The following is a 20319-nucleotide window of genomic DNA, read 5'->3' as shown; positions in this document are numbered from 1 at the left end:
CGACGGGACCAGCGAGTCAACGTCTGGTGTTCTTCATCGGTGAGGATCAGTTCAGCTTTCGGACGACCGGTGCGAGGCATACTCCATTCTACAACTTCTTACACGAATTTACGGCGCAGGACACTAGCCTGTCGACGACGGTCACGGTGCCTTTGCAACAGGATCACCTTCGGTCAGTAGACTCACAGGCATGATGACACTGAAACCGGCATTCCCGCGCTCCCGCCCGTTCAAGATCCTCGTCACCAGCGTCCTCGCTGCCTCGATCTCTTTCGGCGCCGGTTGCAGCGGCGAAGTTGCACATGGGCTCGGCTCCCCCAGCAATTTCACCGCACCCGACAAGGTCGCCGACATCGAATTCCCGACCACGATCTCCCACCGAGGCGGCGCCGACGTCTATACGGAAGAATCCATGGAAGGATTCACCGCCTCGGTGAAGGACGGATTCCTCCCCGAAATGGACATCCAGTTCCTCGAAGACGGCACCCCCGTCCTCATCCACGACGACACCGCAGACCGCACCCTCAACGGCGCGACCGGACCCATCCGGGACCTCAGCCGTGAGGAATGGGACTCGGCCACGATCAAGCACCCGGCCGGCGGAGAGGAAGCCGCCACCGTCACCCTCGACGAACTCCTCGACGAGATGGGCGGCGAGGTCGTCCTGGTTCCCGAGATCAAGCCCGGGGCCACCCCCGAGGAGGTCGACCGGGTTCTCGACGAATTCGACGAACGCGGACTCAAGGACTCCCTCGTCGTCCAGTCCTTCGACTTCGAAGCGGCGAAGACGATCGCCGACCGCGGCTACACCTCCCTCTATCTCATGGGGTCGACCATGCCGAAGGAATCACCGGCCGAGATCAAGGACGCCGGAATCGAATGGGTGGGACCGAGCAAGAACCTGCCGACGAACAAGATGCGCGAACTCGACAAGGCCGGCTTCCACGTCGCCCCGTACACACTCGAGACCGCGAAGGACGGACACCGCCTGCCCGGGTTCATCGACGGCTACTTCACCGACGACGCCTGGACGGACTGAGTTCCTCGCGTCGGTGAACAGTCAGCGGGGTCCGGGTGATGGTCGGAAAATCCTCGCCGCGAGTACCGGCGAGGTTCAGTAGACTGCACAGATGGAGCCACTCGAACGCGGTGCCCCGATCCCGGACCCGCTGACACCCTATCTCGAGGTCGACCGCACCCAGCCGCGGCACGAATGCTGGGTGACCGGTCACATGGTCGCCGGTCTCGACGGAACCGCTGCCATTCACGGACGCGTCGGTGCTCTGTCGACAGAACCCGATCAGGACCTGTTCCGACGGATGCGACAGATCGCCGATGTCGTCATGGTCGGCGCGCAGACGGTTCGCAGCGAAGGCTACGCTCCGATGCGGCTCAGCGAGTCCGCCCGAGCGCAGCGTCGGGCTTGCGGTCAATCCGAGATGCCGCCGGTGGCGGTGGTCAGTCGCAGCCTCGACCTCGACTGGTCGTCACAGGTCTTCACCGCAGCACCGGAGCACGCGCGCACTATCGTCATCACGTGCGCAAAGGCCGATTCGGAGCGGCTGGCGGCCGCCGAACAGGCGGCCACGGTCATCATCGCCGGCGAGGAGCGGGTCGAACCAGCCGCCGCTCTGCAGGCCCTTGCCGGTCTCGGCTACCAGGTCGTCCTGTGCGAAGGCGGACCCAGGTGGCTCGGGGAACTCGTCGCCGCAGACCGCCTCGACGAGCTGTGCCTGTCGATCTCACCGATGATGGGCGGGGATGCGCTGCCCGTGAGCGTCGCGCCGCCGGGAGCCGGCATCGCACAGTTCTCGCTGAAGTCGACGATGGTCGCCGATGACACTCTCTTCCTCCGATACGAAGCGAAGCCGGCGGAGGAGGGACGATCATGAACACCTCCGGGCTCGACGACCTCATGGGTTCGGTCGATTCCCCGCTCATCGTCGTCACCACCTCGGCGGAGGGCGAACGTGCCGGCTGTCTGGTCGGATTCCATTCCCAGGCGAGCATCGATCCGGAGCACTACTGCTTCTGGCTGTCGAAGGCCAACCACACCTACCGGGTGGCGCTGCGTTCCGAGCGCTTCGCGGTGCACTTCCTCACTGACGTCGACCGCGAGTCGGCACGGCACTTCGGATCACTTTCCGGAATGGGGACGGACAAGTTCGCCGGTCTTGACTTCACCGTCACCGAGGACGGGGTGCCGCTGCTCGCGGACCTGCCCAACCGTCTCATCGTCGAACGCATCGCGATGCTCGACGACGGGAGCGATCACGTCTGCCTCACGGCCCGTGTGCTTGCAACCGAGGCCGAGGGCGGCTTCGCGTCGCTGCGCCCTTCACAACTGGGAGACCTCAGCCCCGGGCATAGCGCCGAGGAACGGGCGATCCGCCCGTAAGCCGACTGCCTGCCGATCTGCTGTCAGCGATGACGGAGCAGACGGTCAGGCACACTTCCTCCACACGGTAACAAGAGACAGCGTGGTCGATAACCCCTGTCGTGGCCGAGATTCCATCCGTAGCGTGGATCATCTCAGCGGGAACAGAGGCCCCCGCAGAGCGCTAAGGAGATGATTACGATGGCCACCGACATCAGCAGCCCGGTCAAGGACAAGAACTACAACCTCATCTGGGCGATCGAAGCGTCATTGAGCAATGTGTGGAAGCTCGAGACCTACATCCAGGATGCTCGGGAACAGGGCGATGAGGAACTCGCCGACTGGTTCAGGAAGATCCAGGAGAACAACCGCACGGCCGGACAACAAGGCAAGGAGATGCTTCTCCAACGTCTTCAATGACGACAATGGCAGAGCCCCGGTTCGCCGGGGCTCTGGTCTGTCCGGACCTGCGACAGGACCTTAGACGCCCCGAGGCACGAGTACCGAACAGACCCCCTTGTGGCCCGGAGGAACATCGGTACTGTTGAAGCTATGACGACAATGGCAGAGGTCATTCGCGGGCGTTAGCATGCCGACCGCGCATCATCCTCATCGCAACGCCATCGACCGTGTAGTAGTGACCTACCTTGCGGCTCTGCTCCTCGGCACAGGCCTGCTGATGCTGCCCGCAGCGACGTCCACTCCCGGCGGCATCTCAGTCCTGTCTGCGCTCTTCACCGCCACCTCCGCGATCAGCGTCACGGGCCTGGAGGTGCTCTCGACCGGAAGCGACTACACGTTCTTCGGCCAGGCCGTGATCCTCGGTCTCATCCAGATCGGCGGCCTCGGCGTCCTGCTGCTCACGACACTTCTGGCCATGCTCGTCGCGGGAAAGGTCGGGCTCAGGCTCCGCGAATCGGCCGCTGCCGAGGCCAAAAGCTCCGATATCGGAGGCGTCCGACCCATGGTTCTGCGGATCATCGGTCTCACCATCGCCACCGAGGCTGCCGTTGCCACGATGCTGTTCCTTCGCTTCTCCACCCACTACGGCGAAGAAGCCGGAGACGCGGCGTGGGACGCGGTCTTCCATGCAGTCTCGGCTTTCAACAACGCCGGCTTCGGTCTCAGATCCGACAGTCTCGCCGGCTACGCCACCGATCCCTTCGTCTGCACACCTGTTGCCGCGGCGATCATCCTCGGCGGACTCGGCTATCCGGTGCTCATCGAGATCGTCCGCCGCTACCGGACTCCGCTGGCGTGGAGCATGACGACGCGTGCGGTGGTCGTCGCCACTCCGGTTCTGCTCCTTGTCGGCACGGTGTTCATCGCCGCAGTCGAATGGAACAATCCCGGCACTCTGGGACGATTCGACGGGTGGGACAAACTGCAGGTGGCCGCATTCCAATCGACGACCACGCGCACCGCAGGCTTCAGCACCGTCGACATCGCACAGATGCATCCCGCCACGTGGTTCATGATGGATCTTTTCATGTTCGTCGGCGGCGGCCCGGCGGGAACCGCAGGCGGGGTGAAGATCACCACCGTTCTCGTGCTGCTGGCGATGACCTGGGCCGAGATCTCCGGAGGTACGGCCACGAACCTCTTCGGATTCCGTGTGGCACGTTCGGCGTACCGACAGGCGGCGACGGTCATCGTTCTGGCTCTCGCGCTCATCGCCACAGCCACCATCGTCCTCATGCTCGACGACCCGCGGCCCGGACTCGGCCGACTCCTCTTCGAGGTCATCTCCGGCTTCGGCAACGTCGGCCTGTCGACCGGCATCACCGCCGGACTGCCCGGAACGAGTCAAGCCGTCCTCATCACAGTGATGATCCTGGGGCGACTGGGCCCGGTGACCGTCGCTTCCGGACTGGCACTGCGGGCCCGCGCCATCCGCTACGAGCTTCCGGGCGAACGGCCGCTCATCGGCTGAGCCGGGTGACCGGCATCGCTGCCTCCCAGTCAGACCCCACGCACTCTCGGAAAGGAGACCTGAGATGAAGAGCAGAAAGTGGCGCACGCGACCTGCGGCGTTCTTCTTGGGCAACCCCCACCCCCTGGCCAGAGACGGGGCGGTCGCCGTCATCGGGCTGGGCCGCTTCGGCGGATCACTGGCCACAGAACTGGCCGCCTACGGCGTCGACGTCATCGGCATCGACATCGACGAGGCGGTCGTGGCCCAATACTCTGACAAACTGGCCTTCGTCTCCCGAACCGATGCGACGGATGAGACCGTGCTGCGCCAGGTCGGCATCGAGGAGGTCAGCCGAGTGGTGATCGCCATCGGCAACGACCTCGAAGCCGGCATCCTCGTCGCTTCGAAGGTCCTCAAGATCGGGAATCAGCATATCTGGGCCAAAGCCGTCAGCCAGACCCATGCGGACATCCTCGGACAGTTGGGCATCGACAATGTGATCCGTCCCGAGAACGATATGGGGCGACGGACAGCGCATCTCATCCGCGGACACATGTCCGACTTCATGTCAGTCAGCGAAGACTTCGTGCTGGCTCGCACCGCCCCGCCGGTGCGCATCTCGGATTCGCCGCTGGCATCGTTCGACATCAGACGCGAGTACGGGATCAGTGTCGTCGCATTCAGACGCGACGGTGAGGACACCTGGAACATCGCTGATCAGGATGTCACTCTCTATGCCAACGACGAGATCCTCGTCGCAGGATCTCCCCGCGAGGTGGAGGACTTCAGCACCCTCGACGAAGAGGACGACGAGGAGGGCTGAAGTCCTCAAGCGGTCTCAGACCGCGACGACCTCGACGGGGATGTTGCCGCGAGTGGCCTTCGAATAGGGGCAGAGCTCGTGGGTGCGGTCGACGAGCTTCTGCGCGGTCTCGAGGTCCACATCGGGGATGCTGACCTCGAGTCTCACCGACAGGCCGAAGCTCTCACCCTCCTTGCCGATCCCGACCTGCGAGTTGACGACGGACTTCGAGGTGTCGACGCCCTGTTCCTTGCCCGCCAGCCCGAGTGCTCCCTGAAAACAGGCCCCGTAGCCGACGGCGAAGAGCTGTTCGGGGTTGGTGCCGCCGCCCGGTCCGCCCTGTTCCTTCGGTGTGCGCAGGTCGACGTCGACCATCTTGTCATCGGTGGCGCCGTGTCCGTCCCGGCCGCCGGTGATCTCCGCGCGAGCGGTGTACGCGATGCTTTCAGGTGTATTCATTGTCTGCTCCTCACTATTGCTGATGTCACAGGTCTCCCGAGACTAACGCAGTTGCTGCGTTCCCGTAAGGGGGGTGCGCAGAAGCCCTGGTCGCGGTGCTAACCTGCCGGCCAGAAGCCGTGGAGACATCACGGAACAGAGACAAGCGCAGACGGGAGGACAGACGCCGTGAGCGAGTCCGATGAGAAGATCCCCACGCCCGACGGCATCGACATCAAGACGATGCCGCCCGGAGACAGACGCACCCTCAGACGAGCCATCAGCGGCTCCGCCCTCGGAAATGCCGTCGAATGGTTCGACTACGGTGTCTACTCTTACGTCTCCGTCTACATCGCCAATGCGTTCTTCCCCGGCGAATGGGGTGTGGCGCTGACCTTCGCCACTCTCGCGCTGTCTTTCGTCTTCCGGCCTCTGGGCGGATTCGTCCTCGGTCCCCTCGGCGACAAGGTGGGGCGACAGCACATCATGGTCCTCACCATCATCATGATGACCATCCCGACGACGCTGATCGGCATCCTGCCGACCTATGCCACCCTGGGTGCGTTCGCTCCCGTCCTCCTGCTGCTATGCCGGATGGTCCAGGGCTTCTCCACGGGCGGAGAATACGGTGGTGCTGCTGTCTACATGGCAGAGTCGGCACCGGACAAGCGCCGGGGCTTCTGCGGGTCGTTCCTCGAACTCGGCACTCTGGCCGGTACCGCCTCGGCGGCCCTGGTCTGCACCGTTCTGCTCGTCCTCGTCGGCAGCGACGGAATGGATGCCGGCTGGTGGCGGCTGCCGTTCCTGCTCACGCTCCCGCTCGGCGGCATCGCCCTGTGGCTGCGGATGAAACTCGATGAGCCCGAGGCGTTCTCCGCGGCGACGAGCCGACAGCAGACGACGAAGAAGCCCTTCCGAGATCTCTTCCGCGGTTACTCGAAGCAGATCACCATGCTCATGGCTTTCGTGGTCCTGCTCAACATCGGCCAGTACATGGTGCTCACCTATATGCCCACCTACCTCAGCAGCACCTTGGGCCATTCGGAGGTCGAGAGCAACTTCACGCTCGTCATCGTGCTCGCGGCGATGATGGTCGTCATCACTCCCCTGGGTCGGCTGACCGACACAATCGGGCGCAAACCGGTCCTCTACACCTCGGCGATCGGGTTCATCATCCTCTCCGTCCCCGCGTTCCTGCTCATACAGGCCGAGGGCGCCGGCCTGCAGATCCTCGGATTGGGCATCATCGCCCTGCTCCAGGTGATGCTCCAATCGTGTGTCTCGGCGACCCTGCCGGCGATCTTCCCCACACAAGTGCGCTTCTCCGGATTCGCCATCGGCTACAACATCTCCACCGCGATCTTCGGAGGCACCACCGCGGCCGTCAATACCTTCGTCATCCAGAAGACCGGTTTCGAACTCTTCCCCGCCGTCTACCTCGTCGCCGCCGGAGTCATCGGGCTCATCGGCATCCACTTTTTCAACGAGACAGCCGGTCGGCCCATCGACGGTGCCACTCCACCCGGCTCCGAAGACGAAGAGCTGGCCGAGATGGGCTACGACCTCATCGGCTTCAACGGCAACGGCACCGTCGATGACTCCGAGGACAAGCCGACGTCCCACTGACGCCGCTGCCGCTTCCCAAGCACCGGTCGGAGGTCCACGATGGAGTGAGAGAGCGGGGCAGCTCGACCTCGGCTCGGATTCCAGTCTGAGAAGGACTCATGGGACGTTTTCTGCTGATCACGTCGACACTCATCGTGCTCATCGCGGTCGCCTGGGCAGCCGCCGTCGGACCGTGGGCATGGTGGGTCCTCGTTGCGGTGGTGCTCGCCATCGTCGGCGTGGCCGCGTACGACCTGCTGCAGCGCAAGCACTCGATTCTGCGCAACTACCCGGTCGTCGGTCATCTGCGATTCCTGTTGGAGACTCTCCGACCCGAACTCCAGCAGTACTTCATCGAACGCAACTGGGACGGACGCCCTTTCGATAGAGACATCCGCTCCCTCGTCTACGAACGTGCGAAGGGAATCCACGGAGAACTCGCTTTCGGCACCGAACGGGACGTCAACTCCGTCGGCTATGAATTCCTCATCCACTCCACCGCTCCCGTCGCAGTTCCGGACCAGACACCTCGTGTGCAGGTGGGCGGGCCCGACTGTGCAAAGCCCTACAGCATGGCGCTGCTCAACGTCTCGGCCATGAGCTTCGGCTCACTGTCACCCAACGCCGTCAGGGCGCTCAACCGCGGGGCCGAACTCGGCGGCTTCGCCCATGACACCGGCGAGGGCGGGATCTCCGACTACCACCTCGAGAACGGCGGCGACCTCGTCTGGGAGATCGGTTCGGGCTATTTCGGCGCCCGGACCGACAGCGGCGATTTCGACCCCGCCCAGTTCGCCGACCAGAGCTCCCGCGACCAGGTCAAGTGCGTCTCACTCAAACTGAGCCAGGGTGCGAAACCCGGAATCGGAGGCGTCCTGCCCGCGGCGAAGGTCAACGCTGAGATCGCCCGAACCCGCGGCGTCCCGCAAGGCGAGAAGTGCGTGAGCCCGGCCGCCCACAGCGTCTTCAGCACCCCGGTCGAACTCATCGAGTTCATCGCCCGGATGCGCGAACTCTCGGGCGGCAAGCCCACGGGATTCAAACTCTGCGTGGGATCCCGCACGGATGTGCTCGCGATCTGCAAGGCGATGCTCGAAGTCGGAACCGCACCCGACTTCATCATCGTCGACGGTTCCGAGGGCGGCACGGGTGCCGCTCCCCTGGAGTACGAGGATCACGTGGGCGCACCGCTCACCGACGGCCTGCTCACCGTCCACAACGCGCTGGTCGGAACGGGCTTGCGGGATCGGATCCGCGTCGGCGCCAGCGGGAAGGTCGCCGCGGGCAACGACATCGTCAAACGCCTCATCCAGGGGGCAGACTATACGAACTCGGCCCGCGCCATGATGATGGCCGTCGGCTGCATTCAAGCTCAGATCTGCCATACCGGGAAGTGCCCTGTCGGCGTCACCACCCAGGACCCCAAACGGCAGAGGGCTCTGCATGTGGGTGACAAGAGCGAACGGGTGCGGAACTACCAGGAGGCGACCGTGCAGCAGGCCGTGGAGATCATGGCATCCATGGGCGTCAGCGATCCTTCCGAACTCTCCCCACAGCAGCTCCACCGCAACCTCGGCCGCAACGAACACCTCTCGTACGCAGAGCTCTTCGACTGGCTCGAGCCGGGAGAGCTGCTGGAGCAGCCGCCCGAGTCCTGGAGCAGCGACTGGGCGAGGGCCGATGCGAGAACGTTCCGTTCGGTCTGAACACGAGATTCGGCGATTTTCACTGACAAGGGACCTTGTCTGATACCGTGGCTCGGCGTGATCCACGAATCCCCGCACGCGAAATCTGCCGCCGATCGAACGCAGCCGTCGAATCCGAAAGACCGCATCGTCTCGATCCATGTCATCCGCGGCATCGCCATCGCCGGCATTCTGCTCATCAACTTAGGCTACTTCCTGTCCCAAGCCGGGCAGACAGAGGATCCCGTCGGCACTGACGCGGTGATCTGGCAGGTCGTCGACGACATCGCCCTGGGCAAATTCCATTTCGTCTTTGCCTTCCTCTTCGGCACCGGCGTGCACATCTTCCTGAGCAGACTGCGCGCGAAGCATCGTTCGACTTGGGTCTACGTCCGACGGATGATCATCCTCATCGCAGCCGGCATCATCAACTCAGCCCTCGGAGGCATCGATGTGCTCGCCTCCTACGGCGTCCTCGCGCTCCTGCTTCTGCCGCTGACTCGGCTGCCGCGCTGGGCCTTCGTGATTCTCGGCGTCGCGGCGGCGACGGTTCCCGACGTGCTGCAGCTGGCGTCGAGCCTCGGCGATCTCGACCCGCCGACGCTGCTGTTTCCCATCCTGTCGTACGTCCGGACTCTGGGGCACATGATGCTGGGGTTCTGGCTGACCGGTCTCGGCCTGTACTCCGCAGCGACTCGAATCCCGGTCACGGGACTCTTCATCCTCAGCCTCCTCGGCTCGGTGCCGATCTGGATCTGGACCACCGCTGCCGGAACCGGATCGACCGAGGCTCACGAGATCGCCTTCCGCACCGCTTTGGTTCCCGGTCTCATGTACATCACCGGTTTCATCCTTCTGCTGCGCACCCGACTCGGCCGGAAGAGCCTGTGCTTTCTGCGCCTGTACGGTCGGATGGCGTTCTCGAACTATCTGGGACAGACCGTGGTCTGCGTGCTGGTCATCCCGCTCCTGACCGCTCACGGACATGTCTCTGCGGCCGCCGGACTCCTCGTCTGGGCAGTCATCATCATCGCCCAGTGCGCATTCTCGACAGTCTGGCTGCGCTTTTTCCGCTACGGTCCCCTGGAATGGCTGTGGCGCTGCGGCACCTATTGGGAGCTCACACCGCTCCGATACGCGGCCGAAACTCGGTCGGAATCCGCCTCGCAGAGCTGATCGGTCTCAGGCGACCGTCCGCCTTCCAAAGGAGGCTCAGACCCGCACATCCTCTGAATCGATGTCGGAGCGCAGACCGCGCCAGACCGGGTGCCGCAGGCGCCCGGCCTCGGTCAGGCCCGAGAACCGGACCTCCCCGACGAGGTCGGATCGCACCCAGTGGGCATCTCGCGACTCAGCAGCCGGCACCGTGAGCGCCGGCGTCTTCCGTGACCGGCGATCGAGACTGGAACGCAGACTCCGCAAGGCCGCCTCGTCGAACCCAGTGCCCACACGGCCGAGGTAATGGAGCCCGTCGTCGTCATGGGCGGCGACCAGCAGTGAGGCGAAGCTGTCCGAGCGTTCGCCTTCTCCGGTCCGCCAGCCGACGATGATGACATCGCGGGTCGAGGCGTGCTTGAGCTTGGCCCAGGTGCGGGTGCGCTTTCCGGGCAGATAGACGCTGTCGGTCCGCTTCGCCAGCACTCCTTCGAGTCGAAGCTTCCGGCTGGATTCGAAGGCGGCGTCGACGCTTCCCTCGAAGGCCTCGGGCACATGGATGTGCTCGCTCTCGGTCACGAGTTCGAACAGACGTTGCCGCCGTTCCGTATAGGGGGTGCGCAGCAACGACGATCCGTCCGCGTGGAGGACGTCGAAGAGCATGAGGTAGACAGGGGTGCGTCGCCGCTCCTGTTCGATATCGCTGTCCCGGCTCAGCCCCATTCTGCGCTGGAGGCGTCCGAAGTCCGGTCGGCTGCCCTGCCCGAGGGCGACGATCTCACCGTCGAGGATGCAGTCGACATCGATACACTCGACCAGTTCGTGAAGCTCCGGGTACGTGTTCGTCATGTCATGGCCGTTGCGACTGGTCAGCTCGATGCTGCCGGTGCGCTCCCCGTCACCGGGCTGCACCCTCGCCAGCGCACGGATGCCGTCCCATTTCATCTCGAAGGCCCAATCCTCGGCCTCCCGCCGGAGGGAGCCGATGTCGCCGATGCTCGCGAGCATCGGGGACAGATCCGCCGGCAGAGCCTCCTTCTGCGCGGCTCGCTTCTTGGAGGTACGCCCGGTCGGCGTGCCCTTCTTCGATGAGTCGTCCGCTGCCGCCGATGGCTTCCTCGGCTCGTCCTCCATGAGGTGGATCATCCAGTTCTTCTCGGGCTCCTTGTTCGGTCCGTGGTCACCGGTGTTGAACAGGGCGAACCGCCGCACTCCCCCGAGACCGCCGTCCTCGCGCCCGTGGAGGACCGCGATGATCTCCTTGCCTTCTTGCCACTTCTCGACCTCGATGGTGCCTGCGTCCCAGATCTCGACGTCGCCGGCCCCGTACTCCCCTTTCGGAATCGTGCCTTCGAAACTGCCGTATTCGAGGGGGTGATCCTCGGTCTGGACCGCCAGGTGGTTCTTGCCCGGGTCGGTCGGCGGTCCCTTCGGCAACGCCCAGGACACCAATACCCCATCGTGTTCGAGTCGGAAGTCCCAGTGGAGGCTCCTCGCATGGTGTTCCTGGATGACGAAGGTCAGCTCGTCCCCGCTCGTTCCCTGTTTCGCTGGCACGGGTTCACTCGTACGCTTCGGATCCCGTTTGGACCGGTAGGCCTCCAGTCGGTCGCGCTCGGCTTTCGGGGCATCGTCCGACTTCGGGTCGGATTCGGACTCCGGATCGGCCCCGGGCTCCGGCGCCGAGGCGGTTCCCCCGACCGCCTCGGCGAGGGGTTCGAGGAGGTCCCCGACCTCATCGACCCGGTCGAGGACCTCCTCGAAACGCACCTGCTCGACGGCGGCCGGGTCGTCGAATTCGTCCCACCTGCGCGGTGCGGCGACCAACGGGGTGAAGCGTCCGCGCAGAGAATACGGAGCCACCGTGGTCTTCGACGCCGAGTTCTGCGACCAATCGATGAGCACCTTGTTCTCCCGCAGCGTCTTCTTCATCGCAGAGACGATGAGGTTCGTGTGGTCGGCCTCCAGGCTGCGGGCGAGCTCATGGGCGACATCGGAGACGTGCTGAGAGCTCACCGACCCGTCCAGCGGTGCGTACAGGTGGACGCCTTTCGATCCGCTGGTCACCGGGTAGACCTCCAGGTCCATGCCCGCGAGCAGTTCGCGCACGAGCTGGGCCACCTCGATGCAGTCGGCGAGGCCGCGCCCGGGGCCCGGGTCCAGGTCGAAGACCATCCGGTCGGGGAATCGGGTCTCCGAGTCGATCGTGCCGGGGTCCTTCGCTCCCGCGCTCACCCTCCACTGGGGCACATGGACCTCGAGCGCGGCCATCTGCGTGAGATAGGTCAGGGTCGCAAGATCGTTGACCAGGGGATAGCGTTTGGTGCCGGTGGAGTGCCGAATCGCTCGTGTTCGGATCCACGACGGTGCGGAGTCCGGGAGGTTCTTCTCGAAGAACACATCCCCGGGGTCATCGGGAGTGCCGACGCCGTCGACCCAACGTTTTCGGGTGGCGATCCTGTCCCGGGCATGGCGGATGAGGTGCGGGGCGATCCTGGCGCAGTAGTCGAGGATCTCACCCTTCGTCGTGCCGGTCTCCGGGTAGAGGACCTTGTCCAGATTGCTCAATGTCAGTCGATGGCCCTCGACCGTGACCTTCTGCTCGTGACCTGCCACTGAGCACCTCCTCGCGTGCACCGTTCGTGCTGGATAGTCCTTTCACCGTACTTCGCGCCGATCATGCGCAACAGGGGGTGCGGGGCCGCCCGAACGCCCCCGGCACCGGTGAACCCCCTTGTCGGGGTGTCCGAACGGGGTTAGGTTTGACGGACGTCGACAATGCTGTCTGGAGGCTCTCACATGGGACGTTCGCTGCACCTCACCGTCGACGGCCAGGAGCACACTCTGGTCGTGGATTCCAGAACCACTCTTCTCGATGCGCTGCGGGACCGGTTGGGGGTGATGTCCGCGAAGAAGGGCTGCGACCACGGCCAATGCGGGGCCTGCACCGTCCTCGTCGACGGTCGTCGGCTCAACTCCTGCCTGGCGCTCGCGCTCACCCACGACGGCGCCGACGTCACGACCGCCGACGGTCTGGCCCCCGAGGGTGAACTCTCCACTCTGCATCGGGCGTTCCTCGCCCACGACGCGTTCCAGTGCGGGTACTGCACCCCGGGCCAAGTCTGTTCGGCCGCAGGCATGCTGGCCGAGGCCGCCGAGGGCGCTCCGAGCGTGGTCACCGAAGACCTCGAGGGACCGGTGGAGCTGTCCGAGGAGGAGATCCGCGAGCGAATGAGCGGCAACCTCTGCCGCTGCGGAGCCTATGTCAACATCGTCGCGGCCGTGAGCCGAGCCGCAGAGGAGTCACGATGAATCCCTTCGGCTACGAACGCGCCGCCGATGCCGCCGGAGCCGTCTCGACTGTCACCGATCGTCCCGATGCGGTGTTCCTGGCCGGGGGCACGAACCTCGTCGATCATCTCAAACTGGGCGTCGCAGAACCGGATCTCGTCGTCGACATCAATCGTCTCGAACTCACGGAGGTCGAGGCACTCGACGACGGGGGCCTGCGGATCGGTGCGATGGTGCGCAACAGCGACGCCGCCGCCGACCCGCGCATCCGACGCGACTACCCGATGCTCGCACGTGCCCTGCTCTCCGGCGCCTCCGGTCAGCTGCGCAACGCGGCCACGATGGGCGGGAATCTGCTGCAGCGCACCCGGTGCGTGTACTTCCAGGACACCTCGACCCCCTGCAACAAACGCGAGCCCGGTGCCGGCTGCTCGGCCATCGGCGGCTACACCCGCTACCACGCGATCCTCGGTGCCTCAGCGGACTGCGTGGCCACGCATCCCTCCGATATGGCCGTCGCTCTGACCGCACTCGATGCCACAGTCGTCGTCCTCGGTGCGACCGGTGAGCGCCGGATCCCAGTCACCGAGCTCCACCGGCTGCCCGGCGACCGTCCCGAGCAGGACACAGTCCTCGAACACGGCGAGCTCATCACCGCCCTCGAGCTCCCTCCCCCGCGCCCCGGCGCCTCGACGTACCGGAAGATCCGCGACCGCGCCTCCTACGCCTTCGCTCTCGTCTCCGTCGCGGCCCGAGTCGACGTCGACGCCTCGGGACCGGCACCGATCATCCGTGAAGCCGCGATCGCCCTCGGCGGCGTCGCCCACAAACCCTGGCGTGCCCGCGCCGCCGAGGCGGTGCTGCGGGGGGCGGAACCGACTGCCGAGACGTTCCTGGCAGCAGCCGACGCCGAGCTCGAGGCGGCCGAACCCCTCGACGGCAACCGCTTCAAGGTCCAGATGACTCGCGGCGCCGTCTGCACCCTGCTCGCCGAGCTCACCGGAGTCCCGGAAGCTCTGCCGGAATCGACCACGGAGGACACCCATGAGTGACCTGCTCACCACCACAGCCGTCGGTACCCATCAGGTCCGCCTCGACGGCCCCGCCAAGGTCCGCGGCCTCGCCCCCTACGCCTACGAGCACCCCTTCGACGATCCGCTCTTCCTCTACCCGCTGCAGGCGCAGATCGCCCGTGGGCGGGCAGCGCACATCGACCCTTCCGCAGCCGAAGCTGCGGAGGGAGTGGTGCATGTGCTCACCCACGACAACGCCCCCGAGCTGGCGAACACGGATGACGGTGAGCTCGCGATCCTGCGCTCTGCTGAGATCGGATTCCGAGGCCAGTACCTCGGTGCCGTCATCGCCACCACCCCCGAGCAGGCCCGCCACGCGGCGAGCCTCATCGAGATCACCTATGTGCAGGACGATCACGACGTCGAGCTGCGCGAGGATCACCCTGCTTCCCGGGAACCGGAGTCCGGCAGCGGGGATGTGCGCACAGGCGATGTCGACACAGCCCTCGCTGAGGCGGCCGTATCCATCGATGAGCGCTACAGCACCCCCATGGAGCACAACAATCCCATGGAACCGCATACCACCGTGGCCCTCTGGGACGGAGACGAACTGACCCTGTGGACCTCGACACAGGGCGTCCACCCCGCACGCGCGACATTGGCGCCGATCCTCGGGGTGGAGCAGGAGAAGATCCGCATCATCTCCCCGCACGTCGGCGGCGGCTTCGGCTCCAAGGGCGTCCCCCACGCGGACATGATGCTCGCTGTCCTCGCGGCGCAGGTGGTGCCCGGTCGACCCGTGAAATATGCCGTGACCCGGCAGCAGATGTTCTCGATCACCGGCTATCGAGCTCCGACCCTGCAGCACATCCGTCTGGGCGCGCGAGCCGACGGCACGCTCACGGCCTTCGCTTATGATGCGATCTCCATGTCCTCGCAGACCAAGGAGTTCCCCGAGGAGTCGACGAAGCCGGGCCGCATGATGTACGCAGGCGACAACCGCCGCATCACCCAGCGAGTGGTTCCGCTCGACGTGCCGGTGCCCTCCTGGATGCGTGCTCCCGGCGAGGCTTCAGGCATGGTCGGACTCGAAATCGCCATGGACGAACTCGCAGTGGCCGCCGGGATCGACCCCATCGAGCTGCGGGTGCGCAATGACCCGACCACCGACCCGGACACCGGGCTGCCGTTCAATCAGCGCCGCCTCGTCGACTGTCTGCGAGAAGGAGCAGACCGCTTCGGCTGGGAGAAGCGGAATCCGCAGCCGCGCGCCCGGCGGGAGAACGGGTGGCTCATCGGCATGGGCGTGGCCTCGTCGACCTATCCGGCCGGTCGGCAGCCCGGCTCCGTCGCGCGGATCCGCTGCACCCCCGAAGGCTTCGAGGTCTCGATCGGTGCCGCCGATCTGGGCACCGGCACATGGACGGCCCTGTCACAGGCGGCCGCGGACTGCCTCGGCGTCCCCATCGATCAGGTCGAGCTGCGCATCGGCGACACCGCGCTGCCGAATGCGACCGTGGCCGGAGGGTCGACAGGGTTGGCCAGCTGGAGCACCGCGATCGTCGCCGCAGCGCAGGCGCTCCGCTCCGAACACGGCACCGACCCCGCCCTCGGCGCCGAGGCCCACGGTGAGGCCGAGGCCAATCCCGCGGCGGAGAAGTTCGCCCTGCACTCCTTCGGGGCCCATTTCGCCGAGGTCCGCATCCACCCCGCCACCGGAGAGTTCCGGCTCAACCGCATGTTCGGAATGTTCTCCGCCGGTCGGATCGTCAACCCGACCACCGCACGCTCACAGTTCATCGGCGGCATGACCATGGGCGTCGGGATGGCTCTGCACGAGAAGGGCGAGCTCGACCCGCGCTTCGGTCACGTAGTCAACCACGACCTCGCGGAGTATCACGTGCCCGTCAACGCAGACATCACCGACATCGCGGCAGATTGGCTCGACGAGAAGGACCCGCAGGCCGGTCCCCTCGGCGCGCGCGGCGTCGGTGAGATCGGCATCGTCGGTGCCGCAGCCGCGATCGCGAACGCCGCCTTCAACGCCACCGGAGTCCGAGTCCGCGATCTGCCGATCTTCGGCGACGCGTTCCTGCCGACGTGAGCGGCGAGACCGGGTCGGCTCCACCCAAACGACCCGTCCCCGGTCCCCCGAGAGGACTCATCCTCGCCGCCGGAGCGGGGCGACGCCTCGGCCGAGGGCCGAAGGCACTGCTGGTGCGGGAGGATGGGCTCACTCTGGTGGAGTCGATGGTCCTCGCCCTGCTCGACGGTGGCTGCCGGGACGTCACAGTCGTCACCGGAGCCTGCAGCGAGCAGGTCGCGAGCCTGCTGGCCGGGTGTGACCGCGTGTCCGTCGCGTTCAACCCTGACTGGTCTTCGGGTATGGGTTCCTCGCTGCGCCGCGGCCTGCAGGCGATCGGCCCCGGACCCGACGTCATGGTCACACCTGTGGACCGTCCCGGAATCTGTGCGGCGGAAGTCGCTCGTCTCATCGCCGCCCACCGTCCCCGTGCGATCACCGCTGCGGGCCACTGTGATGCGAACGGGTCGCTGCGCCGCGGTCACCCTGTGCTCTTCGACGAGAGCTGGACGGGCCAGGCGGCGGCCGCCGCGCACGGCGACGTCGGTGCCCGCGACCTGCTCGAGACGCACAGAGCTGTCGTCGACCTCGTCGACTGCTCCGACCTCGACGACGGGGCCGATGTCGATGTGCCCAAGGACCTGCACAGGCTGACAGTCGTCAGTTCTCGCGATTAGCTCTGGGTTGTCGGGAACAACTCGGCCGGAGGCGGCCTGTAGTGATGTGAGCAGAGTCGGGTCTCATCGAAGGCTCTGCATAAAGCTGCTGAAGCCTCCCTGCACGCGTCCTTCCAGACGAGCCGAGGTGAGAACCCGGCAGGTATCGGTGCGTCTCACGTTTCCCCCCCCCGCGGCGAGCACTGCAGCAACAGTTGCGGCATCTTCGCCGAGTGGCAGCTGAGGCATGCCGCCGATGATGTTGAGATACGAGCCTCGAATGCCCAGGTTCGCGCCGAACACGTGGGGATGGTCCTCAAGTAACGTGTGGTGAGAGTGCCATTTCGCGATCAGCGCTGCCGACCCGGTATCAGGTCGAGGCGACACTGTGCCGACTAGGCAGTCGCTTCCGGCTTCCGCCACGGCAAGATGCGTCGTCAGCCAGTGGGTGGGAACTCTGCTGTCCGCATCGGTGAACGCAATCCATGTCAGGTCGAAGTTGACATCGCGCTCAGCTTCAGCCATCTGCTTGAAGTGATTCCAGGCGAAATTCCGGGCACTGCCCACGTTCTTGAACGACGTCTCAAGTATCGTGACTTGTGGATGCTGTTCGGCGAAGTCTGCGACGCGGCTCACCGTCTCATCGGTACAGGCGTCGGCCACGACGAGGATTCGAGTGGAGGATTGCGCGAACCCGTCAGGGACCTGAGCACACGCTTGGGCCACCGAGTCGAGACAGCCGAGGATCTCGTCTTGTTCATTGTGAGCCGGGATGACGATGCCCAAGTGCGTGATCACTCAACGGCTTCCGCAGGGAGGAAATCGTCAGTTTTGTCCACCGTCACGATATCGAGACGATACTCGGCCTCGTAGTGAAAATCGGTCCGCAGTCGGGGCCAGTAGTCCAGGCATGCGTCATGGACTTCATCGGCGGTCAGAGGCCAATCTTCGATGTCACCCTTCCAATGACAGAGAACGAGGACGAAGCGCGATGGGGTTGATTCATCAATGCGTTCCAACGTTCGTTGCAGCTGTGCACGTGTCAGATAGAAGCCGGTCTCTGAGAGGACGACGCAGTCGAAATGCCCTTCGGGCCATTCGTATGGGACAGTGGCGTGCAGGAAGGCTATTTCGGCTGCAGTGGTCGGCTGCAGACGTTTCGCTGTTTTCAGCGCCTCGCAGCTGGCATCGACAGCGGTCACTCTGACGCTGTAAGCGGCAAGCGCTCGAGTCAAAGCGCCGACTGAGCAGCCGATTTCGAGAATGTGGGAGAACGAGGTCGACGGGAGGTGGGACACAACGGTCTCACGTTTGGCGATTTCGTATTCGGACTCCCACACCGTCCACGGATCACTCCGTTCTCTGTGCACATCATCGAACACCGCCGACGCAGTGGACGCATCATTGATCGGTCTGCCTATTCCCTCCTGAGCATGGCCGGCCGATGCCTCACCGGATCTGAAATCCGTGATCACGAAGGTATCGTGGCTCCGGATGAAGTGTTCCAAATGGGCGCTGGTGAGGATCGCTTCGTCCCCGTGCTGATCCGACAGCGCTTCTGTCTGCGACGGGTAACACGCGAGCAGAGCATTTCGATCAAGACCTTGAGGGTCAGGTAAGACTGCCCAGGACTGCCACCGAGGGTCTGTGGGAGCAGCCCAGTGCCAGAACCAGATGGGATATTCGAGCACTACGGCATGATGTGATCGCCCGATGTCCAGTGCCGCGGCGCCCACCGCCTCGTGGTCACAGTGCCCATCCCGGCTGTAAGGCGCAACGAGTGTCACCGGCCCATGTGATCGTGCGATCTCCTGTCGGATCACGTCTCTGATCTGGCTTGAATATTCGGGCAGCTGACCGTCGGGCAGATCGAGAAAACGACTGGAGTGCGCCTTGTCGAAGGTGCTCAGCGCACGATCGAACTCCTCCAGACGGATGCTTTTGAGCTGATCGCCGGTATACGTCGGCGACTCAGGGTGCGATTTCTCGCCTGCGCTGAAGAGTAGGACTTTCAGCTGGCAGCTCCACTCATCGGCACGTGCGAGCAGCGCAGCGGCTCCCAGCGCTTCATCGTCTGGGTGTGCGGCAAGGACGATGATGGTTCCGCCTGTGACGATTGTGCTCTCTGGAACCGCCGGAAGATCAAGGGCACCCGCCTGCACCCAGGCATCTTCTCTGGTGCTGCGGTCTTGGTGGCTAAACCTCATCGACATCTGACTCGGCACAGATATTCTCGCCCAAAGCAGCTTCGTCCCGAGGCCCGTGATGCTGACTGAGGTAGACGGTGAGATCAGCGTCAGCTTTGGCAAATGCCGCATCACTCGTCAGAACCGCGGGACCGGCCAGCTCCCGGCTCAGAAGCTGGATCCGTTGGGCACTGCGGTATATGTTGTTGCGAACTCTCAGAGCCAGTCTCCACGCGTGTTCTCGCGAGAACTTCTCATCCCCATCCGCTGCACCAGCAGTTTGCGCCAACATGGTGCGGACCGCGAAGATCTCAGCATCAAGCTGCCCGAGCTGCATCTCTCCCATCGGCGAGCGCCCAGCCCTGTTCAGGTGGGTTTGGGCTGCACGCCGGGCCAGTCCTAAAGCTCCACCGAACCAGCAGGCTGCCACGCGAATCCCACCCCAAGCGAAAGAGGGGCGGTCAAGGTACCAATTCGGGGGGCCGACACTCGTCGCCGGTGCTCGGTCGAAGACGACTGAGCCGCTCGGGATTTCTCTGAGACCGAGACTCGGCCAAGCACCTGTCTGCGGTCGTACACGAGGGTGACGAAGATTCACCGCGTAGGCTCGGTTCCCGTCGCTGCCGCTGGCGATGACGATCGCGTCGGTGAGTTCCGCGGCCAAAGAGCACCACGCTTTCGTGCCTGTGAGGAGGTTCTCTGCACCGGCATCGACCACGTTCACGCGATGTGTGGGCAGGTCAGCCGCGTACACGCCCCAGGCCGAATCGGGGTCAGGTGTTTCGTGTCCGGCCTCGGCAAGGATGCCCAGAGCGTCGACGTGGGGTTCGAGCATACGAGCGACGCCGATGTCGATCGCAGCCAGTTGAAGCAGCCTTTCCCATTGATCGATCTGAGGTGAACACCCTGTGAGCTGCAGAAGACGGGCAAGGGCGGTGATCTTGTCGACAGCGGACGCACTGCTCGTAACGACCTCGGAGAGATCATCCCTGAAGTCTGGAGTTTCCCACCACGGTTCGAACGGTGTGGGGATGATCCGAGACGAGGTTGAGTCGAACAGGGTTTCCATTTCACGTCCTTCGGGCAGAACATCTTGTCGAAACTCGGATGCTT

Annotated in this window: 19 protein-coding genes; 14 read left to right on the top strand and 5 right to left on the bottom strand. The window is 64.7% G+C overall.

Features of this window, described 5'->3' with window-relative positions; genetic code table 11:
• The 7 genes from BLIN9172_RS18320 to BLIN9172_RS14990 form a co-directional block, all read left to right on the top strand.
• On the top strand, positions 1-194 hold a 194-nt coding region (locus tag BLIN9172_RS18320; protein WP_219618597.1), incomplete at its 5' end, for a hypothetical protein.
• Complete coding sequence (locus tag BLIN9172_RS15015; protein WP_101555758.1) at positions 191-1039, top strand: glycerophosphodiester phosphodiesterase; 849 nt, start codon at positions 191-193, stop codon at positions 1037-1039. The genes BLIN9172_RS18320 and BLIN9172_RS15015, both read left to right, overlap by 4 nt.
• 91 nt (positions 1040-1130) lie before the next feature.
• Positions 1131-1892 carry a pyrimidine reductase family protein gene (locus BLIN9172_RS15010; RefSeq protein ID WP_101555757.1) on the top strand — a complete coding sequence of 254 codons (762 nt, stop codon included), beginning with the start codon at positions 1131-1133 and terminating at the stop codon, positions 1890-1892.
• Positions 1889-2398 carry a flavin reductase family protein gene (locus BLIN9172_RS15005; protein ID WP_101555756.1) on the top strand — a complete coding sequence of 170 codons (510 nt, stop codon included), beginning with the start codon at positions 1889-1891 and terminating at the stop codon, positions 2396-2398. Before BLIN9172_RS15010 ends, BLIN9172_RS15005 begins: the two co-directional genes overlap by 4 nt.
• Before the next feature lie 180 nt (positions 2399-2578).
• Positions 2579-2797: a hypothetical protein gene (locus BLIN9172_RS15000; RefSeq protein WP_101555755.1), complete on the top strand. Its 219-nt coding sequence runs from the start codon at positions 2579-2581 to the stop codon at positions 2795-2797.
• 217 nt (positions 2798-3014) lie between these two features.
• Complete coding sequence (locus tag BLIN9172_RS14995) at positions 3015-4310, top strand: TrkH family potassium uptake protein (protein WP_240812168.1); 1296 nt, start codon at positions 3015-3017, stop codon at positions 4308-4310.
• A gap of 64 nt (positions 4311-4374) precedes the next feature.
• Entirely contained in the window at positions 4375-5115 is a 741-nt protein-coding gene (locus tag BLIN9172_RS14990; protein WP_101555753.1) for a potassium channel family protein, read from the top strand.
• 15 nt (positions 5116-5130) lie between these two features.
• On the opposite strand, the gene BLIN9172_RS14985 is transcribed toward BLIN9172_RS14990, so the two are convergent.
• On the bottom strand, positions 5131-5553 hold the full coding sequence (locus BLIN9172_RS14985) for an organic hydroperoxide resistance protein (protein WP_101555752.1): 423 nt from the start codon (positions 5551-5553) through the stop codon (positions 5131-5133).
• Between the two features lie 168 nt (positions 5554-5721).
• Between BLIN9172_RS14985 and BLIN9172_RS14980 the strand changes: the two genes are divergently transcribed.
• The 3 genes from BLIN9172_RS14980 (at position 5722) to BLIN9172_RS14970 (ending at position 9998) form a co-directional block, all read left to right on the top strand.
• A complete protein-coding gene (locus BLIN9172_RS14980; RefSeq protein WP_205751066.1) occupies positions 5722-7158 on the top strand; it encodes an MFS transporter in 1437 nt (478 codons plus the stop codon).
• Between the two features lie 98 nt (positions 7159-7256).
• Entirely contained in the window at positions 7257-8843 is a 1587-nt protein-coding gene (locus BLIN9172_RS14975) for an FMN-binding glutamate synthase family protein (protein WP_101555751.1), read from the top strand.
• 57 nt (positions 8844-8900) lie between these two features.
• Complete coding sequence (locus BLIN9172_RS14970; RefSeq protein WP_101555750.1) at positions 8901-9998, top strand: DUF418 domain-containing protein; 1098 nt, start codon at positions 8901-8903, stop codon at positions 9996-9998.
• A 36-nt stretch (positions 9999-10034) separates the two neighbouring features.
• Here BLIN9172_RS14970 and BLIN9172_RS14965 read toward each other — a convergent pair whose 3' ends face one another.
• A complete protein-coding gene (locus tag BLIN9172_RS14965; RefSeq protein ID WP_101555749.1) occupies positions 10035-12593 on the bottom strand; it encodes an ATP-dependent DNA ligase in 2559 nt (852 codons plus the stop codon).
• A 183-nt stretch (positions 12594-12776) separates the two neighbouring features.
• Between BLIN9172_RS14965 and BLIN9172_RS14960 the strand changes: the two genes are divergently transcribed.
• The 4 genes from BLIN9172_RS14960 to BLIN9172_RS14945 are packed head-to-tail and all read left to right on the top strand — an operon-like array spanning position 12777 to position 17041.
• Positions 12777-13289, top strand: a complete 513-nt coding sequence (locus BLIN9172_RS14960) for a (2Fe-2S)-binding protein (RefSeq protein ID WP_101555748.1) — start codon at positions 12777-12779, stop codon at positions 13287-13289.
• Positions 13286-14320, top strand: coding sequence for an FAD binding domain-containing protein (locus BLIN9172_RS14955; protein ID WP_101555747.1), 1035 nt, complete (start codon positions 13286-13288; stop codon positions 14318-14320). Before BLIN9172_RS14960 ends, BLIN9172_RS14955 begins: the two co-directional genes overlap by 4 nt.
• Positions 14313-16385, top strand: a complete 2073-nt coding sequence (locus BLIN9172_RS14950; protein WP_101555746.1) for a xanthine dehydrogenase family protein molybdopterin-binding subunit — start codon at positions 14313-14315, stop codon at positions 16383-16385. Before BLIN9172_RS14955 ends, BLIN9172_RS14950 begins: the two co-directional genes overlap by 8 nt.
• The gene (locus tag BLIN9172_RS14945; RefSeq protein ID WP_101555745.1) at positions 16382-17041 is read left to right on the top strand and encodes a nucleotidyltransferase family protein; all 660 of its coding nucleotides are present in this window, start codon (positions 16382-16384) and stop codon (positions 17039-17041) included. Before BLIN9172_RS14950 ends, BLIN9172_RS14945 begins: the two co-directional genes overlap by 4 nt.
• Positions 17042-17104: 63 nt before the next feature.
• Here BLIN9172_RS14945 and BLIN9172_RS14940 read toward each other — a convergent pair whose 3' ends face one another.
• The 3 genes from BLIN9172_RS14940 to BLIN9172_RS14930 are packed head-to-tail and all read right to left on the bottom strand — an operon-like array spanning position 17105 to position 20275.
• Complete coding sequence (locus BLIN9172_RS14940; protein ID WP_101555744.1) at positions 17105-17818, bottom strand: glycosyltransferase family 2 protein; 714 nt, start codon at positions 17816-17818, stop codon at positions 17105-17107.
• Positions 17815-19245 (bottom strand): PIG-L family deacetylase, encoded by a 1431-nt coding sequence (locus BLIN9172_RS14935; RefSeq protein ID WP_240812169.1) that lies wholly within the window; start codon positions 19243-19245, stop codon positions 17815-17817. Before BLIN9172_RS14935 ends, BLIN9172_RS14940 begins: the two co-directional genes overlap by 4 nt.
• On the bottom strand, positions 19217-20275 hold the full coding sequence (locus tag BLIN9172_RS14930) for an acyl-CoA dehydrogenase family protein (protein WP_101555743.1): 1059 nt from the start codon (positions 20273-20275) through the stop codon (positions 19217-19219). The genes BLIN9172_RS14935 and BLIN9172_RS14930 overlap by 29 nt, the downstream gene beginning before the upstream one ends.
• Between the last annotated feature and the right edge of the window lie 44 nt (positions 20276-20319).

This window comes from Brevibacterium linens ATCC 9172 (assembly GCF_900169165.1).
In the GTDB taxonomy this organism is placed as follows: Bacteria; Actinomycetota; Actinomycetes; order Actinomycetales; family Brevibacteriaceae; genus Brevibacterium; species Brevibacterium linens.
This window is presented reverse-complemented; position numbering and strand designations above follow the sequence as displayed.

What these genes read in the sequence shown, in the direction of transcription:
- BLIN9172_RS14990 (WP_101555753.1), top strand. Translation starts at nt 4,375, where the DNA reads ATGAAGAGCAGAAAGTGGCGCACGCGACCTGCGGCGTTCTTCTTGGGC.
- BLIN9172_RS15015 (WP_101555758.1), top strand. Translation starts at nt 191, where the DNA reads ATGATGACACTGAAACCGGCATTCCCGCGCTCCCGCCCGTTCAAGATC.
- BLIN9172_RS14985 (WP_101555752.1), bottom strand. Translation starts at nt 5,553, where the DNA reads ATGAATACACCTGAAAGCATCGCGTACACCGCTCGCGCGGAGATCACC.
- BLIN9172_RS14930 (WP_101555743.1), bottom strand. Translation starts at nt 20,275, where the DNA reads ATGGAAACCCTGTTCGACTCAACCTCGTCTCGGATCATCCCCACACCG.
- BLIN9172_RS15000 (WP_101555755.1), top strand. Translation starts at nt 2,579, where the DNA reads ATGGCCACCGACATCAGCAGCCCGGTCAAGGACAAGAACTACAACCTC.
- BLIN9172_RS15005 (WP_101555756.1), top strand. Translation starts at nt 1,889, where the DNA reads ATGAACACCTCCGGGCTCGACGACCTCATGGGTTCGGTCGATTCCCCG.
- BLIN9172_RS15010 (WP_101555757.1), top strand. Translation starts at nt 1,131, where the DNA reads ATGGAGCCACTCGAACGCGGTGCCCCGATCCCGGACCCGCTGACACCC.
- BLIN9172_RS14975 (WP_101555751.1), top strand. Translation starts at nt 7,257, where the DNA reads ATGGGACGTTTTCTGCTGATCACGTCGACACTCATCGTGCTCATCGCG.
- BLIN9172_RS14960 (WP_101555748.1), top strand. Translation starts at nt 12,777, where the DNA reads ATGGGACGTTCGCTGCACCTCACCGTCGACGGCCAGGAGCACACTCTG.
- BLIN9172_RS14955 (WP_101555747.1), top strand. Translation starts at nt 13,286, where the DNA reads ATGAATCCCTTCGGCTACGAACGCGCCGCCGATGCCGCCGGAGCCGTC.
- BLIN9172_RS14950 (WP_101555746.1), top strand. Translation starts at nt 14,313, where the DNA reads ATGAGTGACCTGCTCACCACCACAGCCGTCGGTACCCATCAGGTCCGC.